16 protein-coding genes and 1 tRNA gene are annotated in these 15268 nt (G+C 44.2%); 4 read left to right on the forward strand and 13 right to left on the reverse strand.

Annotated elements, in window-relative coordinates; translation table 11 throughout:
* Positions 1 to 317 precede the first annotated feature (317 nt).
* Positions 318 to 758, reverse strand: a complete 441-nt coding sequence (locus MMOL_RS10415; RefSeq protein ID WP_015832995.1) for an HNH endonuclease — start codon at positions 756 to 758, stop codon at positions 318 to 320.
* Between the two features lie 311 nt (positions 759 to 1069).
* Between MMOL_RS10415 and MMOL_RS11970 the strand changes: the two genes are divergently transcribed.
* Both MMOL_RS11970 and MMOL_RS10425 read left to right on the forward strand, forming a co-directional pair.
* Positions 1070 to 3082 carry an MBL fold metallo-hydrolase gene (locus MMOL_RS11970; protein WP_015832996.1) on the forward strand — a complete coding sequence of 671 codons (2013 nt, stop codon included), beginning with the start codon at positions 1070 to 1072 and terminating at the stop codon, positions 3080 to 3082.
* Between the two features lie 174 nt (positions 3083 to 3256).
* Positions 3257 to 3544, forward strand: coding sequence for a hypothetical protein (locus tag MMOL_RS10425; RefSeq protein WP_148207867.1), 288 nt, complete (start codon positions 3257 to 3259; stop codon positions 3542 to 3544).
* A gap of 489 nt (positions 3545 to 4033) precedes the next feature.
* Here MMOL_RS10425 and MMOL_RS10435 read toward each other — a convergent pair.
* The 5 genes from MMOL_RS10435 to rpsU all read right to left on the reverse strand — a co-directional run bounded on the left by MMOL_RS10435 (position 4034) and on the right by rpsU (position 8716).
* Positions 4034 to 4112, reverse strand: a tRNA-Ile gene (locus MMOL_RS10435).
* Between the two features lie 26 nt (positions 4113 to 4138).
* Positions 4139 to 6079 carry an RNA polymerase sigma factor RpoD gene (rpoD, locus tag MMOL_RS10440; RefSeq protein WP_015832999.1) on the reverse strand — a complete coding sequence of 647 codons (1941 nt, stop codon included), beginning with the start codon at positions 6077 to 6079 and terminating at the stop codon, positions 4139 to 4141.
* Positions 6080 to 6172: 93 nt separating this feature from the next.
* Positions 6173 to 7912 carry a DNA primase gene (gene dnaG, locus MMOL_RS10445; RefSeq protein ID WP_041928869.1) on the reverse strand — a complete coding sequence of 580 codons (1740 nt, stop codon included), beginning with the start codon at positions 7910 to 7912 and terminating at the stop codon, positions 6173 to 6175.
* A 123-nt stretch (positions 7913 to 8035) separates the two neighbouring features.
* Positions 8036 to 8479, reverse strand: coding sequence for a GatB/YqeY domain-containing protein (locus MMOL_RS10450; RefSeq protein ID WP_015833001.1), 444 nt, complete (start codon positions 8477 to 8479; stop codon positions 8036 to 8038).
* 24 nt (positions 8480 to 8503) lie between these two features.
* Positions 8504 to 8716 carry a 30S ribosomal protein S21 gene (rpsU, locus tag MMOL_RS10455; RefSeq protein WP_015833002.1) on the reverse strand — a complete coding sequence of 71 codons (213 nt, stop codon included), beginning with the start codon at positions 8714 to 8716 and terminating at the stop codon, positions 8504 to 8506.
* Between the two features lie 173 nt (positions 8717 to 8889).
* On the opposite strand from rpsU, the gene tsaD reads away from it, so the two are divergent.
* Positions 8890 to 9912 carry a tRNA (adenosine(37)-N6)-threonylcarbamoyltransferase complex transferase subunit TsaD gene (gene tsaD / locus MMOL_RS10460; protein ID WP_015833003.1) on the forward strand — a complete coding sequence of 341 codons (1023 nt, stop codon included), beginning with the start codon at positions 8890 to 8892 and terminating at the stop codon, positions 9910 to 9912.
* A 46-nt stretch (positions 9913 to 9958) separates the two neighbouring features.
* Here the strand turns inward: tsaD and plsY are convergent, their stop codons facing one another.
* A complete protein-coding gene (gene plsY, locus MMOL_RS10465) occupies positions 9959 to 10600 on the reverse strand; it encodes a glycerol-3-phosphate 1-O-acyltransferase PlsY (RefSeq protein ID WP_015833004.1) in 642 nt (213 codons plus the stop codon).
* Positions 10601 to 10742: 142 nt separating this feature from the next.
* On the opposite strand from plsY, the gene folB reads away from it, so the two are divergent.
* The gene (gene folB / locus MMOL_RS10470; protein ID WP_015833005.1) at positions 10743 to 11099 is read left to right on the forward strand and encodes a dihydroneopterin aldolase; all 357 of its coding nucleotides are present in this window, start codon (positions 10743 to 10745) and stop codon (positions 11097 to 11099) included.
* A gap of 198 nt (positions 11100 to 11297) precedes the next feature.
* On the opposite strand, the gene xerD is transcribed toward folB, so the two are convergent.
* The 6 genes from xerD to rpsP form a co-directional block, all read right to left on the reverse strand.
* On the reverse strand, positions 11298 to 12206 hold the full coding sequence (gene xerD, locus MMOL_RS10475) for a site-specific tyrosine recombinase XerD (protein WP_015833006.1): 909 nt from the start codon (positions 12204 to 12206) through the stop codon (positions 11298 to 11300).
* Positions 12199 to 12738, reverse strand: a complete 540-nt coding sequence (locus MMOL_RS10480) for a methylated-DNA--[protein]-cysteine S-methyltransferase (protein ID WP_015833007.1) — start codon at positions 12736 to 12738, stop codon at positions 12199 to 12201. The genes xerD and MMOL_RS10480 overlap by 8 nt, the downstream gene beginning before the upstream one ends.
* Before the next feature lie 210 nt (positions 12739 to 12948).
* Positions 12949 to 13344, reverse strand: coding sequence for a 50S ribosomal protein L19 (gene rplS, locus MMOL_RS10485; RefSeq protein ID WP_015833008.1), 396 nt, complete (start codon positions 13342 to 13344; stop codon positions 12949 to 12951).
* A 65-nt stretch (positions 13345 to 13409) separates the two neighbouring features.
* Entirely contained in the window at positions 13410 to 14147 is a 738-nt protein-coding gene (gene trmD, locus MMOL_RS10490) for a tRNA (guanosine(37)-N1)-methyltransferase TrmD (RefSeq protein ID WP_015833009.1), read from the reverse strand.
* A 33-nt stretch (positions 14148 to 14180) separates the two neighbouring features.
* Positions 14181 to 14771, reverse strand: coding sequence for a ribosome maturation factor RimM (gene rimM / locus MMOL_RS10495; protein WP_015833010.1), 591 nt, complete (start codon positions 14769 to 14771; stop codon positions 14181 to 14183).
* 35 nt (positions 14772 to 14806) lie between these two features.
* A complete protein-coding gene (gene rpsP, locus MMOL_RS10500) occupies positions 14807 to 15244 on the reverse strand; it encodes a 30S ribosomal protein S16 (protein ID WP_015833011.1) in 438 nt (145 codons plus the stop codon).
* Positions 15245 to 15268: the final 24 nt, after the last annotated feature.

Below are 15268 nucleotides of genomic sequence, written 5' to 3' on the forward strand. Positions count from 1 at the left end.
GATAAATTTAAATAACACCATAAAAATCCCCTAAGGATAAAGCAGCTCATACAAATAGCCACAAAACAAAAACGACCTAGAGAGTTCTCTCTAAGTCGTCTTATTTGGTGGCCCCCCTGTGAGTCGAACACAGCACCAACGGATTATGAGTACAAGTTAGCACTCTCTAACAACGCAGAAAGCTGCAGAATTTTAAGTAGTTTTTTTGGCTAGGTTTTGATGCGCCCGACAAACTGAACCTATGCCGAACCTTTTTGTACAAATACACAGTTTGTTGTGACGTAAAAATCATTAAAATCAATCTGTTACGACTAGCTTCATCCGAACCGAACCCGATCTGGTGTTGAAGTAAAGGGGTGCATACCAGTTGACGTCAAAACACTCTGGCTAATAGCAATCTTTCTGGAGCGCTTCGAGTGTCTATACATCATGCATAGATTCCACTTCCCTTTCTCAAGCCTGTTGGTAACGTAATGTTTGTAGGAGACAGGGTCTTTTGGTGACTTACATTGGTGACGTTTCTGATTACAGTAATGACAAGCTGCAACAATATTACTTTCATGATCTTTGCCACCATCCTGCTTGGCCTCCAAATGTTCTGCTGTACACTGGAACGGTTTAGCTTGCTTGGTAGTAATTTTGTATTTCTTCGCAAACGATTCAGGATCATCTGACCACATCGGTAATTCACAATAGATACAGCGACCTTGTTGAAGGTTGAAAGCTTTGAGGCGGGACTTGATTAAGGTTGTCGGCATAGCGAGCTCCATAAAATTAAGGGAAGCCCACTTGCCTGTAGCAGGACAATCTGGGAACCAGTCGAGATGCTCGTATCTGGCCAAAACAGTACGCAACTAATGAGACGCACTGATCACAATAATATGTAAATTTATCGCGCTTCACAAGGATTACTTTTAAGATTAGCGAATTCAGCACGACAGTGTGGCTAAATCAATATCTGAAAACAATGGTTATAGAAATACCTACAAAATGGATGAATATTGATCTAGCAAGTTTTTACTACTCAGATTAGAGTACCGGTACAAATAAAAAGAAAAGGTAACACAATATGCGATTTAGATTTGTTGGAGCATGCGGTGGCTCAGTCACGGGCTCATGCACACACTTCTCTTATAACAGAACGAATATTCAATTCTTAGTCGACTGCGGCCTTATTCAGGGTGAAGGTGATGAGTCAATTGTAAACTCAAAACCCTTCCCATTTCGTCCGTCAGAAATTGAGTTTATACTTCTTACCCATGCACATCTGGATCATTGTGGATTAATCCCTCGTTTGTACAAAGAAGGATTTACCGGGAAAGTGATATGTACAACAGCTACTGCACGAATGGCAAAAATATCACTCACAGATTCAGCTAAACATCTCAAAGACATATACTCTGAAAATGATGTAAAAAAGATTCGATTTGAGTGTATTGATCAACGTAAGGAGTTTGGACTCTCTCGACTGCTGCCAATTCACACGGATTTATTTGCCTCTTTCTCAAGAACTGCGCATATTTTAGGTTCAGCCACAATTACAGTTAGCTGGATAAATGATGCCGACGAAAAAGCAAGCGTTGTCATGAGCGGAGACCTTGGAAACAACACTAAAGAAAATCCATATCAACCCTTGCTGGCTTCACGGCAGGGAGTTTTTGGGTACCCAGATGCAATTGTAGTTGAGTCGACCTATGGAGCTGGAGTGCGTGATAGCGAGTGTTCAGACTACGACGCTAGACTTTCGGCATTACATAAAGTTATTCAAGATGAAGTATTTAACAAAAAATCTTTGCTTATCATTCCTGCATTCTCTATACAACGAACCCAAGAGTTATTAGTCGATATTTACTGTGTATTTAATCAGTTCTATTCGACAAATGACTCAATACAATCACCAATCCACATTATTAACCAATTCTATGACGAGTTTGAATCTGGGTGCTGGGGCTTTATTGTTCAAAAGTCATTAAAAAATGCAATTGATAAATTACCTATTAATGAGCAAGAAAAGTGGCTCAAATCAATAAAGCAAATTGATGAGGTAAATAAGGCTGAAAGTAAGTCAAATTTTTCATTATCTGAAAATGCTGAAATTTCAATAGCTGATATCAAAAAGTTAATAACTAGCACTACAAACTCCTACCCCATCGACATCAAGCTTGACTCAGGATTAGCAAGAGAAATGTCGACTGTTTATCATGAAGAACTTTGTAGACCACAAATAAAGAAACCAGAGGAGACTCTTTATAGAAACCGTAAAATGGCATCTAGGCTTGGAGTTGAAGATGGCGTTCAGGTAGATGAGTTCATTAAATCTATCTTCCCTAATAATTCAACGACAGATATTGAGATACCATTAGGTGAGCATAAAATTCAATATGTAACTACACCTAAAACTCCAAGAGTAGCCGAACTTCAAGAGCGTGGCGGTATATTGATAACGGGTGGTGGAATGTGTAATGGAGGCCCAGTTGTATCGCACATTGAAAAAGTGATTGATGCAAAGCGTAATTCAACAATTTTGCTCACTGGTTATATGGCAAAGAACTCTGTAGGTGAAAAGTTGATGAAGCATAGTCAAGCTACTCCTAAAGAAATTGAAGCATCGACTGAATCATGGGTTTTGGGAAGTAAAGAGGTTTTGCAGAAAAACATTACGACCAATATTATCCAGCTACAAGGCTTTTACTCTGGACATGCAGATCAAAGCGGACTGCTTGATTTTATATTTGAAATAGTCGGTGAGCAAAAGCAGGAAACTCAAACTAAGCCCTCAGCAGTTTTTATTAACCATGGACAACCTAAAGCAAGAGCTGAGCTTAAAGATGCGATAGAAGCTAGGCTAAATAGTGGTAACGAAGGTGATCGCAATCCAAATGAAATCTACCTGCCAGATAGCCGACAACAATGGTATGACTTCAATTCAAAAAAATGGATAGCACCAGTCCCTAACACAAGAACAGAGGATTTGCTTCAGGATCTGCTTTCCGAACAACTTAAAACCAATGTCTTACTTCAACGACTGGTGGATCAATTAGCTAGTAATAAATATGCAAATAACAATATAAAGAAAAAATAAATACCCAGATAAACTTAAGCTCAATGCTAGTTTATTGTGTCTTTATATGAGAATAATTAGTTCCAGAATAAAGCAACATAATGGACTTTACCCGCTTTAGTAAACGTTTTTTTAACTTCCACTTTGTAACTTCGAAATTTATAGTTAATGAACATTATAGATTAAGCTATATTTTTGAAGAGCAATATAGCTATTTCCGATCTACATGTTCCTTTTCATACTTTAAGAATAAAAATTATGCCTACATACATCAAACCCTATGGCCGTTCTCAAACTGAAGGTTGGGAATGGGACGGAAAAACCTTATGGCCTCGGACCAAGCAAAGGCTGGGAGTTGGATGGAAAAATATTGAAACCATACGCTGGCTCATTAACAAATGGATGGGAATGGGATGGGGCAATATTGAAACCGTATGGACGTTCGGTGCTGGAAGGTTGGGAGTGGGATGGCGCAATGCTTAAACCGCACGGAAGCTCAATGCATGGTTTGTAAAACATTATCCAGGTTCAGAAGTAATAAATGTAATGATACATCCAACAAATGCATTACAGAGTGCTGGAAGCTTTTTACAAAAAGTTGAAATAATGAGAGTAAACGAGCTGAAGCATTTTATAAGTCGAGTGCGTATATTTTTCAAACAATTTGAAAATCAAGATTTCACGAACTTATCAGCTTCACATGTACAGATGTTGTTAAACAGGCACTCACTTTCAAATAAAGACTTACTGAAAGATGTGACTAAGTCTGTAAAAAACAATAAGTAATTCTCGCACTCAACCACATTTTATTAGTAGAGAAACAATTGGCATTCAAGATTGAATCCACTTTTGAAGCTAAATTATTCATTGTAATAATTATTAACAGTCGCGTTTGAACCTCCTTAGCGGCTACTATACGGCTACTAATGAATAAAAAAAGGGTTACGAATTAACGTAACCCTTTGATTTTATTGGTGGCCCCCCTGTGAGTCGAACACAGCACCAACGGATTATGAGTCCGCTGCTCTAACCAAGCATGAGCTAGGGGGCCTAAACTTTTGAAGCCGTTATTTTAAACTAGTCTTGCCCAGTTTCTAAGAAACTTCTCAATCTTTCTGAGCGAGTCGGATGACGCAGCTTACGTAGCGCCTTCGCTTCAATTTGTCTAATACGCTCACGCGTTACATCAAATTGCTTACCCACTTCTTCCAAGGTATGGTCTGTGTTCATTTCAATACCAAAACGCATACGCAACACTTTAGCTTCACGCGGTGTTAATGATTCCAACACTTCAGAAGTCGCATCACGCAAGCTTGCATAAACCGCAGCATCTACTGGTGCCAAGGTTGTGCTGTCTTCGATGAAGTCACCTAAATGTGAATCTTCATCATCACCAATTGGCGTTTCCATTGAAATTGGCTCTTTGCTGATTTTCAAGATTTTACGAATCTTGTCTTCAGGCATTTCCATTTTCTCAGCCAGCAATGCTGGATCCGGCTCAATACCGGTTTCTTGCAAGATTTGACGGCTGATACGATTCATCTTATTAATCGTTTCAATCATATGCACAGGAATACGGATGGTACGCGCCTGGTCAGCGATAGAACGTGTAATTGCCTGACGAATCCACCATGTTGCATAGGTTGAGAATTTAAAGCCACGACGGTATTCAAACTTGTCCACCGCTTTCATCAAGCCGATGTTACCTTCTTGAATCAAGTCAAGAAATTGCAAGCCACGGTTAGTGTATTTCTTAGCGATAGAAATCACCAAACGCAAGTTGGCCTCAATCATCTCACGTTTAGCACGGCGCGCACGCGCCTCGCCTGTGGTCATTTGTTTATTGATTTCTTTCAGCTCTTTAGCTGAAATACCCACTTTGGTTTCTAAATCAATAATACGTTGCTGTTGATCTAAAATGGAGTGATTAAAGCGCGCCAGTTTTTCATTGTACGGATTGTCTAGCTTCAGCTCATCGTCCAACCAAGCTAGATTACTTTCATTGCCTGGGAATGATTTAATAAAGTATGGGCGTGGCATACCTGCTTTTTCTACGCAGAAGTCCAGCACTTTCCGCTCATGGCCGCGCACAGTTTCAACCAAACCGCGCACTTGGTCACATAGCGTTTCTACTTGTTTTGGTGAAAAACGGAATGCCGTTAACTCAACCAGAATTTCAGACAGCAATGCGAGGTATACAGGGTCTTGCGAACCTTTGACTGGCAAAATCACTGTCATCTTTTGGTGTGCTGCACGCACTACTTCAAAGCGTTTCAGTAATTCTTCTTTAAGTTTAGCTAAAGCTTCTGCAGAAATAGCTGCGGCTTTAGCACCGTCTTCATCACCTTCGTCTTCATCTTCGTCAACTTCTGGCTCTTCATCATCTTGCGTATCTTCCGTCATTGCGTCATCTAGACCAATGTCAGAGTCAATCAAGCCGTCAACCAAGTCATCTACGCTCAGTTCATCACGCTCAACTTTGTCCACCATTTCCAGCAAAGCGGCAATGGTAGTTGGGCAAGCGGCAATCGCCTGCACCATGTGTTTCAGGCCATCTTCAATACGGCGTGCAATCTCAATTTCGCTTTCGCGTGTGAGCAAATCAACCGTACCCATTTCACGCATATACATACGCACAGGGTCGGTAGTACGGCCAAACTCAGAGTCTACTGTGGCAAGAGCTTGCTCAGCTTCTTCCACCGCATCATCGTCGGTCACTGCCGGAGGCGCATCAGACATTAACAACGCTTCGGCATCTGGCGTCTCTTCATACACCTGAATGCCCATGTCGTTAATCATACCGATGATGCCGTCGATCTGTTCAGAACCCTGAACATCATCAGGCAAGTGATCGTTAATCTCAGCATAGGTTAGGTAGCCACGCTCCTTACCTAATACGATTAAGCTTTTTAGACGAATGCGGCGCTCTTCCGCGCTAACTTCTTGCAGCTGTTCTGTGTGAACATAATCTTCTGCATTTTTTTCAGCTTGTTGATCACTTTTCTTTGGTCTTGCCATGTCTTACCTCTAGAATTTTAGCTCAGCCACCATACCTACATCACAGATGGCGAATAAGATTACCGTAACCGTGCATTATAACAGAAAATAGCCTTATTTTGGCTGGGGTTTACTGCCTACAGATTTCAACAATGCGATTTCATCTGCAGTTAAAGCGCTCAAAGGTTTTTCGCTAATACGCGCCAGCAGTGACGCGCTTTGCCGCTGCGTATGCACTGCCTGCAATTGCTGACGCGCCCCTGCAAGCTCTTGCGCGTGATCCAACGTATCATCCAGCAACGTTAACTCTCGCTGCAACTCAGGCAACACATTGGCATCAATTTTACTTTCCAGTTCGCGTAACAATACCGCAGGTTTAGAATGGGGATGCAGTAAGCAGATTTCAATCACTTGCCGCAACAAAGCATCTGCATCGTCACGCTCACTCAACAACTCCAAATCATCCTCTTGCGCCAACTCAGGGTGCATCAGCAACATTAAGCCAAAGCGCTTTTGCAGCGACATTGTAGTGCGGGTCAGTTTAGGCTTAGCCTTCATCGGCGCTTTATTCAAATTAGGCAATTTTAATAGCGCCTGCATTTCATCCGCTGACAGCTGCGCCAACTCAGCCACCTTTTTACGCAGATACATGGCGCTACGCGGCGCACTGATCTGTTGCATAATGGGCTCAGCTTCATTCAGGAAACGCACTCGATCTTCCTGACTCTGCAAAGGGTTATCTTCACTTAAGTGCTGCAGTATGTATTGAGACAACGGCATGGCCGATTTAATTTCAGCCTCAAATTTTTCTTTTCCAAACTCGCGCACATAAGAGTCCGGATCGTGCTCTTTAGGCAAAAACAGGAACGATAGCTTCAGGCCATCAGTCAATGCCGGCAACGCATTCATGGCAGCACGCCACGCAGCGGTACGCCCCGCATTATCGCCATCAAAGCAAAATACAATTTCATCAGCCTGGCGCGTCAGCTTAGTGATATGGTAAGGCGTAGTCGCGGTACCGAGCGCCGCCACGGCATACTCAATACCGTATTGTGCTAACGCCACCACGTCCATATACCCTTCAACCACCAGCGCGCGACCTGCATCGCGGATGGCACGACGTGCCAAAAACAAGCCATATAACTCGTGACCTTTTTGAAACAACGGCGTTTCTGGTGAGTTGTAATATTTAGGGGTATCTTCCGGGTTAATGACGCGGCCACCAAAACCGATCACTTGCCCCTTCTGGTCATGAATCGGGAACATGATGCGGTCACGAAAGCGGTCATAACGCCGGCCTTGCTCATTCTCCACCACCAAACCCGCTACAGTTAACGCCTCATTCTCATACTGCGGGAACACGCTTTGTAAATTCTGCCAGCCCGCTGGCGCATAGCCGACCTGGAACTTAGCAGCCACTTGCCCACTCAGGCCACGCGCTTTCAAGTACTCAATCGCACGCGGCGACTTTTTCAGCTCAGCCTTATAGAAATTGGCCGCCTGCTGCAACGCCTCCTGCAAGCCAACAACCACTTTAGGCGCAGGCTTATCGCTATCACGCACCTCTTGCGGCACCGTCATCCCCACCATTTTAGCGAGGTCATGAATCGCATCCACAAAGCTAAGACCTTGATATTCCATAATAAAACCGACGGAAGTACCATGCGCACCGCAGCCAAAGCAATGATAAAACTGCTTGGTGGGGCTTACAGTAAAACTGGGGGACTTTTCATTATGAAACGGACAGCAAGCAGAATAATTGGCACCTGCTTTTTTGAGCGGTACGCTTTTATCAATCACATCGACAATATCAACGCGATTTAGCAACTCTTGAATAAAGCTCTCAGGTATCAAAGTGTCTGCTTTAGCTAAAATAACTACGTGAATAGAATTTGCTAGCAATTCTAGCGCAATCTTTTAAAAACAAAAAAGGAGCTAGCGCTCCTTGTCTTGTCTACTTGCATTTACCGCTACGGGCTAACCTAGACGAGTTTTAATCAATCCAGAGATTTTACCCATATCAGCACGGCCAGCGACTAACGGCTTAATTTCAGCCATTACCTTGCCCATGTCTTTAATACCAGCAGCACCTGTATCAACCACAACCTTTTCCAAGATGGCTTTAATCTCATCTTCAGTCAGTTGTTGTGGCAAATACGTTTGCAACACGGTAACTTCAAACTTTTCTACATCAGCTAAATCATGACGATTCGCTGATTCATACGCAGCAATAGAATCCCGACGCTGTTTGAGCATTTTTTCGATGACAGCAATTACATTGCTATCATCCAATTCAACACGCTCATCTACTTCGCGCTGCTTAATAGCAGCTTGTAGCAAGCGAATTGTACCCAAACGCGCGCTGTCTTTAGCGCGCATCGCGGTCTTCATGTCCTCAGATATCTGAGCTTTTAACGACATGCTAATAACTCTACTTAGCAGCTATTAGTATAATTTTGCTGGCAATGTTTGCTTCATCAAGCGACGATATTGACGCTTAACAGCAGCAGCAGCTTTACGTTTACGTTCCCATGTTGGTTTCTCGTAAAATTCGCGAGCGCGAAGATCATTCAACAAACCAGTTTTTTCAATCAGGCGCTTAAAGCGACGTAGAGCAACGTCAAACGGCTCATTTTCTTTTACGCGTACACTAGACATTTATTCTCTCTTATCTGCAACAAATTTAATTAGGTGATGCTCAAGTTCGCCCAACAAAGGCTCATAAACTTGAGAAAAGTCCACCATTTTAATCGTATAATTACTTTTATTCAATTACTTTTATAGTTTTGTACTATAAAAATGCACTTTAAGACAAAAATGGAACAAAACAAATGTTAGTTTTAGGCGTTGAATCCTCCTGTGACGAAACCGGCATCGCCCTATATGACACCGAACACGGCTTACTATCGCACACCCTGCACTCACAAGTAGAAATGCATGCAGAATATGGCGGCGTGGTACCGGAACTTGCATCACGTGATCATATCCGCCGCGTACTGCCCTTGACTGAACTAGCTCTTAAAGATGCCAATAAAACATTGCAAGACATTGACGCCATTGCCTACACGCAAGGCCCCGGTCTGTCTGGCGCGCTACTGGTAGGCACCAGCTTTGCCGAGTCACTGGCATTTAGCCTACAAATCCCTACCATCAACGTACATCACCTTGAAGGGCATTTATTAGCGCCGTTATTAGAAGACAACCCGCCTGCATTTCCATTTGTGGCCTTATTAGTTTCCGGTGGCCATAGCCAGTTGATGCGCGTAGATGGCATCGGCCAATATGAACTACTGGGAGATACGTTAGACGATGCTGCCGGCGAAGCGTTTGATAAAACCGCTAAACTATTAGGTTTGGGCTACCCAGGCGGACCAGCGCTTTCCAACTTAGCAAAAACAGGTAAGCCGCGCTTTAAACTGCCGCGCCCACTGCTGAATAGCGGTGACTTAAACTTTAGCTTTAGTGGCCTAAAAACCTCGGTCTTAACATTGGTGAGCCAACATCAACCATTGGACGCAGAAACCAAAGCCGACATCGCCTATGAGTTTCAAGAAGCAGTCACCGAAGTATTAACCACCAAGTGCATGAGTGCACTGCGTGAAACGCGACTAGATAATCTGATTGTATCTGGCGGGGTGGGCGCCAACGCAAGGCTGCGTGAAAAACTCAATGCCGCCACAAAACGTAAGCTATGCAAGGTGAGCTACCCACGTTTGGAGTTTTGCACAGACAATGGCGCCATGATTGCATTTGCAGGGGCCATGCGCCTGAAAGCCATGCAAAACAACGCGGATAAGAATTATAGCTTTAGCGTGAAGCCTCGCTGGAATTTAAGTGAACTAGAAGCGCCTTAACCATCATCACCCTCAACACAAGGCTATGATGATAGCAGGGCCGCACTTATTTCTTCTTGCCAAATCCGGCTTCAGTACCGTTTAGCAGTTTTCTGATATTGCTACGATGGCGCCAGATCAAAAATACGGACATCACTAACACTGTTTGCACATAATCTGACAGGCCAATGGCATTATCAGCATTAGCCAGTAAATACCATGCATACACCGGCGCCAGCGCAGCAGCCACCAGCGCTGCTAGTGATGAATAGCGCGACACCGCAAACACCGCAATCCAAGTCAACACAGCAGCGAAAGCCAGCATAGGGGAAATTGCCAACATCACACCCAAGGCAGTCGCCACCCCTTTACCGCCTTTAAAGCCATAGTAAATCGGGTACAAATGGCCAAAAAATACCGCCAAGCCCACCGCGCTGATTACCCACATCACATCAATTGACTGCAAGGCCAGCCACACCGGAAACCAGCCTTTAAACACATCACCTAGCAAGGTTAGAATCGCAGCCGACTTTTTACCACTGCGCGCTACGTTGGTTGCTCCGATATTGCCACTACCCACTGTGCGCGGGTCAGGCAAACCAAACAACCTACTCACCAAAATACCAAAAGCAATTGACCCTAACAGATACGCTGCAACAATCCACACAACAGGTACTAAGGTAACCGGAATAAAACCTAAATCACTCATTTAATCACTCTCTCTATTGTGACACCCTCTTACAGGAAGTCCATTTCTTATTCGCGCAACACCACAATGAATTGTGGTTTAATATTCAGGATATTACTGGATTACCGCCTTGGCGGGAACGACGACATACAAATAAGGCATTATGGATACCATTTTCTTAAGCGAAGTTAAAGTACAAACCAAACTCGGCGTACCCGAGTGGGAGCGCATGACCCCCCAGACCATTATCCTAGACATAGAAATTGGCTACGACCTCAGCCGCGCCTGCCAAAGCGATGATGTGAATGACACAATAGACTACGGCGCTGTGGTTGGCCGCGTGCGTGACACCCTGCAAGAAAACAGCTTTCAACTGGTTGAAAAACTCGCAGAACACCTTTGCCAGCTGATATTAAAAGAATTTAGTGCGTTAAGCGTGAAGATAAAAGTGGCTAAACCTACGATATTGCCTGGATTAAAGGCGCTAGGCGTAGTGATTGAGAGAAAGAAACAACCTTGAATGAAGTTGTAAAAATATGACTTTCGCCAAAAAACAAGATAAATCAAACTGGATTCCCGCCTACGCGGGAATGACAGATTAAGTAGCGCGTCACCCTATTTAGGCACTCCGAGTAGCAAAACCTGCGTGAGCAGTTTCGTCAATCAGCAGTTTGAACACTGCGACAAGCCACTAAATTTCGCGCATAGCGCGGAGTGACTAGCCTCTCGGATGATGCGCCGCATGTAACTTCTTCAGGCGCTCGCGTGCCACATAGGTATAGATCTGCGTTGTCGAAATATCAGAATGCCCAAGCAACATCTGCACTACCCTCAAATCTGCACCGTGATTAAGCAAGTGTGTGGCAAAGGCATGGCGCAGTACATGCGGCGACATATGCTTAGTAATACCCGCTAGCAAAGCATAACGCTTAATCATGTGCCAAAACGTTTGGCGCGTCATGGCATCACCGCGGTTGGTAACAAACAAGGCATCGCTCAGACGGTTTTGTAGAATCTGCGGCCGAGCTGCCTTTAAATAATGTGAAATCCACTCTACCGCATTCTCGCCCATCGGCACTAAACGCGTTTTGCTGCCCTTACCCGTAACGCGCACCACGCTATCACTCATGCTTACTTCGCTGGTTTTTATCGAAACCAACTCTGAAACACGTAAACCACTGGCGTATAACAACTCAAGCATGGCTTTATCACGCAAACCTACAACATCATCCACATTTGGCGCATTCAACAGGGCCATCACTTCTTCCTCATTCAAACTCTTAGGTAAGCTACGCGGCAGTTTGGGTGATTCAATCTGCAATGTGGGGTCTATTGCTATCAGGTTCTCACGCAGGTTATAGCGATAAAAACGCCTTAAGCTGGCGATTAGACGACCAATACTACGCGGCTTACTGAGCGGGAACTTAACCGCCAAATACTGTTGTACATCGGCTTTATCTATGGTGAGCAATTGTTTATGTTGTGAGCTTGCCCAAATAGCAAATGCGGTTAAATCTAAGCGGTAACTGTCTAATGTATTTTTAGACAACCCATCTTCCAACCAAATCGCATCAAGAAAAGAGTCTATAGCTGCCGCATCTTCTGGCGCAAGTGTATACTCACTCATGCAAGCTGCCTTCAGCACTTGTTAACTCATTCTGCAACAACCACTGCTTAATCAGCCAACCATTGTGCGTGCCTTGCATAAAGCCACCTAAGCCATTTTTAGCAACAACGCGATGGCATGGAATCACCAACGGTAAACGATTAGCACCACAGGCGTTAGCAACCGCACGTGGCCCCGAGCCAATTTGCAACGCAAGCTCGCTATAGGTACGCGTTTGCCCGCGTGGTATGGCTGCGATGGCCTGCCACACTTTTTGCTGAAAACTGGTGCCAACTTGCTCTACGGGCAAGCTAAAATCATAACTGGCTTGCTGCAAATACTGCAGCACTTGCTTAGTAGCACTATCCACCAATGAATGTGTAGAAGCCACTTCGAGCGCGATCTCTCTTTGCGGCGGCAATGCCTGCACGCTTGCCGGTAGCGCCAACAGCTCTATCATTAACTGATGATCATGGATAGCAATGCGCACCCCACCAAAAGGCGCACGGATGAAAGCATCATCACACAAGTTTTGAGGGTTGGTATTCATCATGTCATATTAAACCAAAGCCAAAAGAAACCCAAAGGAAACCAAAGCCTGCTTAAACATAGGCAAGGTGGTAGAAACAACGAGTATCAGTGATGTGCATACCTAGCTTAAAACTAGCGTAGAAACGAATCAATACTATCAGGCGCACATAACAAAAAACCCCAATGATTTTCATCAATTGGGGCTTTAAGTGTATTACGCTAAAACTAAGTATTACGCTTTTTCTACTGGCGCCATTACTTCTTTGTCGCGTGCTACTAATTTCTCTTTAATACGTGCTGATTTACCTGAACGCTCACGTAGGTAGTACAGTTTCGCACGACGTACATCACCACGACGTTTCAATTCAATTGAAGCGATTAATGGTGAGTAAGTTTGGAATGTACGCTCAACGCCTTCACCTGAAGAGATTTTACGCACGATGAATGATGAGTTCAAACCACGGTTACGTTTAGCAATAACAACGCCTTCGTATGACTGCACACGTTTACGTGTACCTTCAACTACGTTTACGCCAACCACCACGGTGTCGCCTGGCGCAAATTCTGGGATTGTTTTGTTTAAGCGGGCAATTTCTTCCTGCTCTAACATTTTAATAATATCTGCCATCTTCTTTATCTCTTTCGGTTGCCCGTCGGAGTTCCTTTTAATTGTGAAGAAACTTGTTCCTGCTACTAATCTTCTTGCAGCAGCCGTGTTTCCTCTTTCGTCAACGGCCTTGCGGCCAATAAATCGGGACGTTGATCCCGGGTTCTATGCAATGACATTTTCAAACGCCACTGCTTAATCTTGGCATGATTACCAGACATTAACACCGCCGGTACCTTCACACCTTTATATTCCTCTGGTCTTGTGTAGTGTGGGCAGTCTAATAAGCCATCAACGAATGAATCTTCAATCGCAGAGTCAATATCGCCCAACGCACCTGGCAACTGACGAATAATCGCATCCATCAATGCCATGGCAGGTAACTCACCACCACTTAACACATAATCACCAATCGATATTTCTTCATCTACCTCAGCATCAATTAAACGCTGATCGACACCCTCATATCGACTGGCAAGCAATACCAATCCTTGCTTTTTACTTAACTCCATCACTTTCTGATGGGTTAACGGCTTACCGGCTGGAGACAAATGCACCACCCAACTGCCACTCTGTTCCGTAGATTGCGCTGCTTTCGCGGCGCCTATCGCCTGCTCTAACGGCTGCACCAGCATAACCATGCCAGGACCACCACCATACGGCCTATCATCAACGGTTTTATGATTGTCGCTAGTGAAGTCACGCGGATTCCAAAAGCCAATCTCATAAATACCCTGCTGCATTGCCCTGCTTGTAATGCCATGCTTAGTGATGGCATCAAACATTTCAGGAAACAGGGTCACAATGTCAAATTTAAACGCCATAACTCAATTTTAATGGTTGGATGTTAACGAAAACTAAAAGTCTTCATCCCAATCAACCAGCATTGATTTAGCCTCTAAATCAACCGTCAATACAACATCTGCAACAAACGGGATCAAGCGCTCTTGCGGCTTATCTTTGCCTGCTTCTACCGGCACTGCATCGGACTTAGCTTTACTGTCTGCTTTAGCACTACTATCTGGCTTAACTAGAGCATCAGGTTTAACTACAAGCACATCATTTGCACCTGTTTCAAACACTTCGGTAATTACACCAAAATCAACACCTTGACTGTTAGTCACACGTAAACCGACTAAGTCTGACCAGTAGTATTCGTTCTCATCAGGCTCAGGCAATTGCGCTCTAGGCACAGCAATCTGTTTACCCTTGCAAGCAAACGCAGCATCACGGTCATCGATACCTACTAATTTCACAACAATCACATCGTTATGAATTTTAGCGGTTTCTACCACCATTTCGCGCCAGTCATCACCCTTACCCAGCCACCAAGAATCGTAATCAAATAGACCGTCGATTGCTTCTGTATCGGGCACCACTTTGAGCCAACCATAAACGCCGTAGGGCGCAACTATGCGCCCCATTACCACCATGTTATCCACAGCCATTTTAATGGCTCAGGCTAACGCCTAAGCCTTTTAAATTAAGCGTCTGCAGCAGGTGTTTCAGCTTCAGCAGCTTTAGCCGCGGCAGCAGCTTCTGCGGCTTGAGCATCAGCTTCTGCCTTAGCAGCTTCAGCGGCTGCTTTTAATTTTGCAGCTTCTGCAGCATCAGCTTTAGCTTTAGCAGCTTCAACTTTAGCAGCGTCTTTTGCCTTAGCAGCGATAGCAGCTTCTGGGCCTTTAGCGTGGAATTTAACCAAACGTGCAACTGTTTCTGACAATTGCGCGCCGTTATTTTGCCAGTGAGTAACACGAGCTAAATCAATACGTAAACCTTCAGCATTTGCGCTAGCTGATGGGTTGTAAAAACCAACACGCTCAATAAAGCGGCCATCACGACGGTTGCGTGAATCAGCTACAACTACGTTGTAGAAAGGAGTTTTTTTCGCGCCACCACGAGCTAAACGAATAATAACCATAATCTTTGTTCTCTTTTGAAAAAT

Source organism: Methylotenera mobilis JLW8 (assembly GCF_000023705.1).
Classification (GTDB): Bacteria; Pseudomonadota; Gammaproteobacteria; order Burkholderiales; family Methylophilaceae; genus Methylotenera; species Methylotenera mobilis.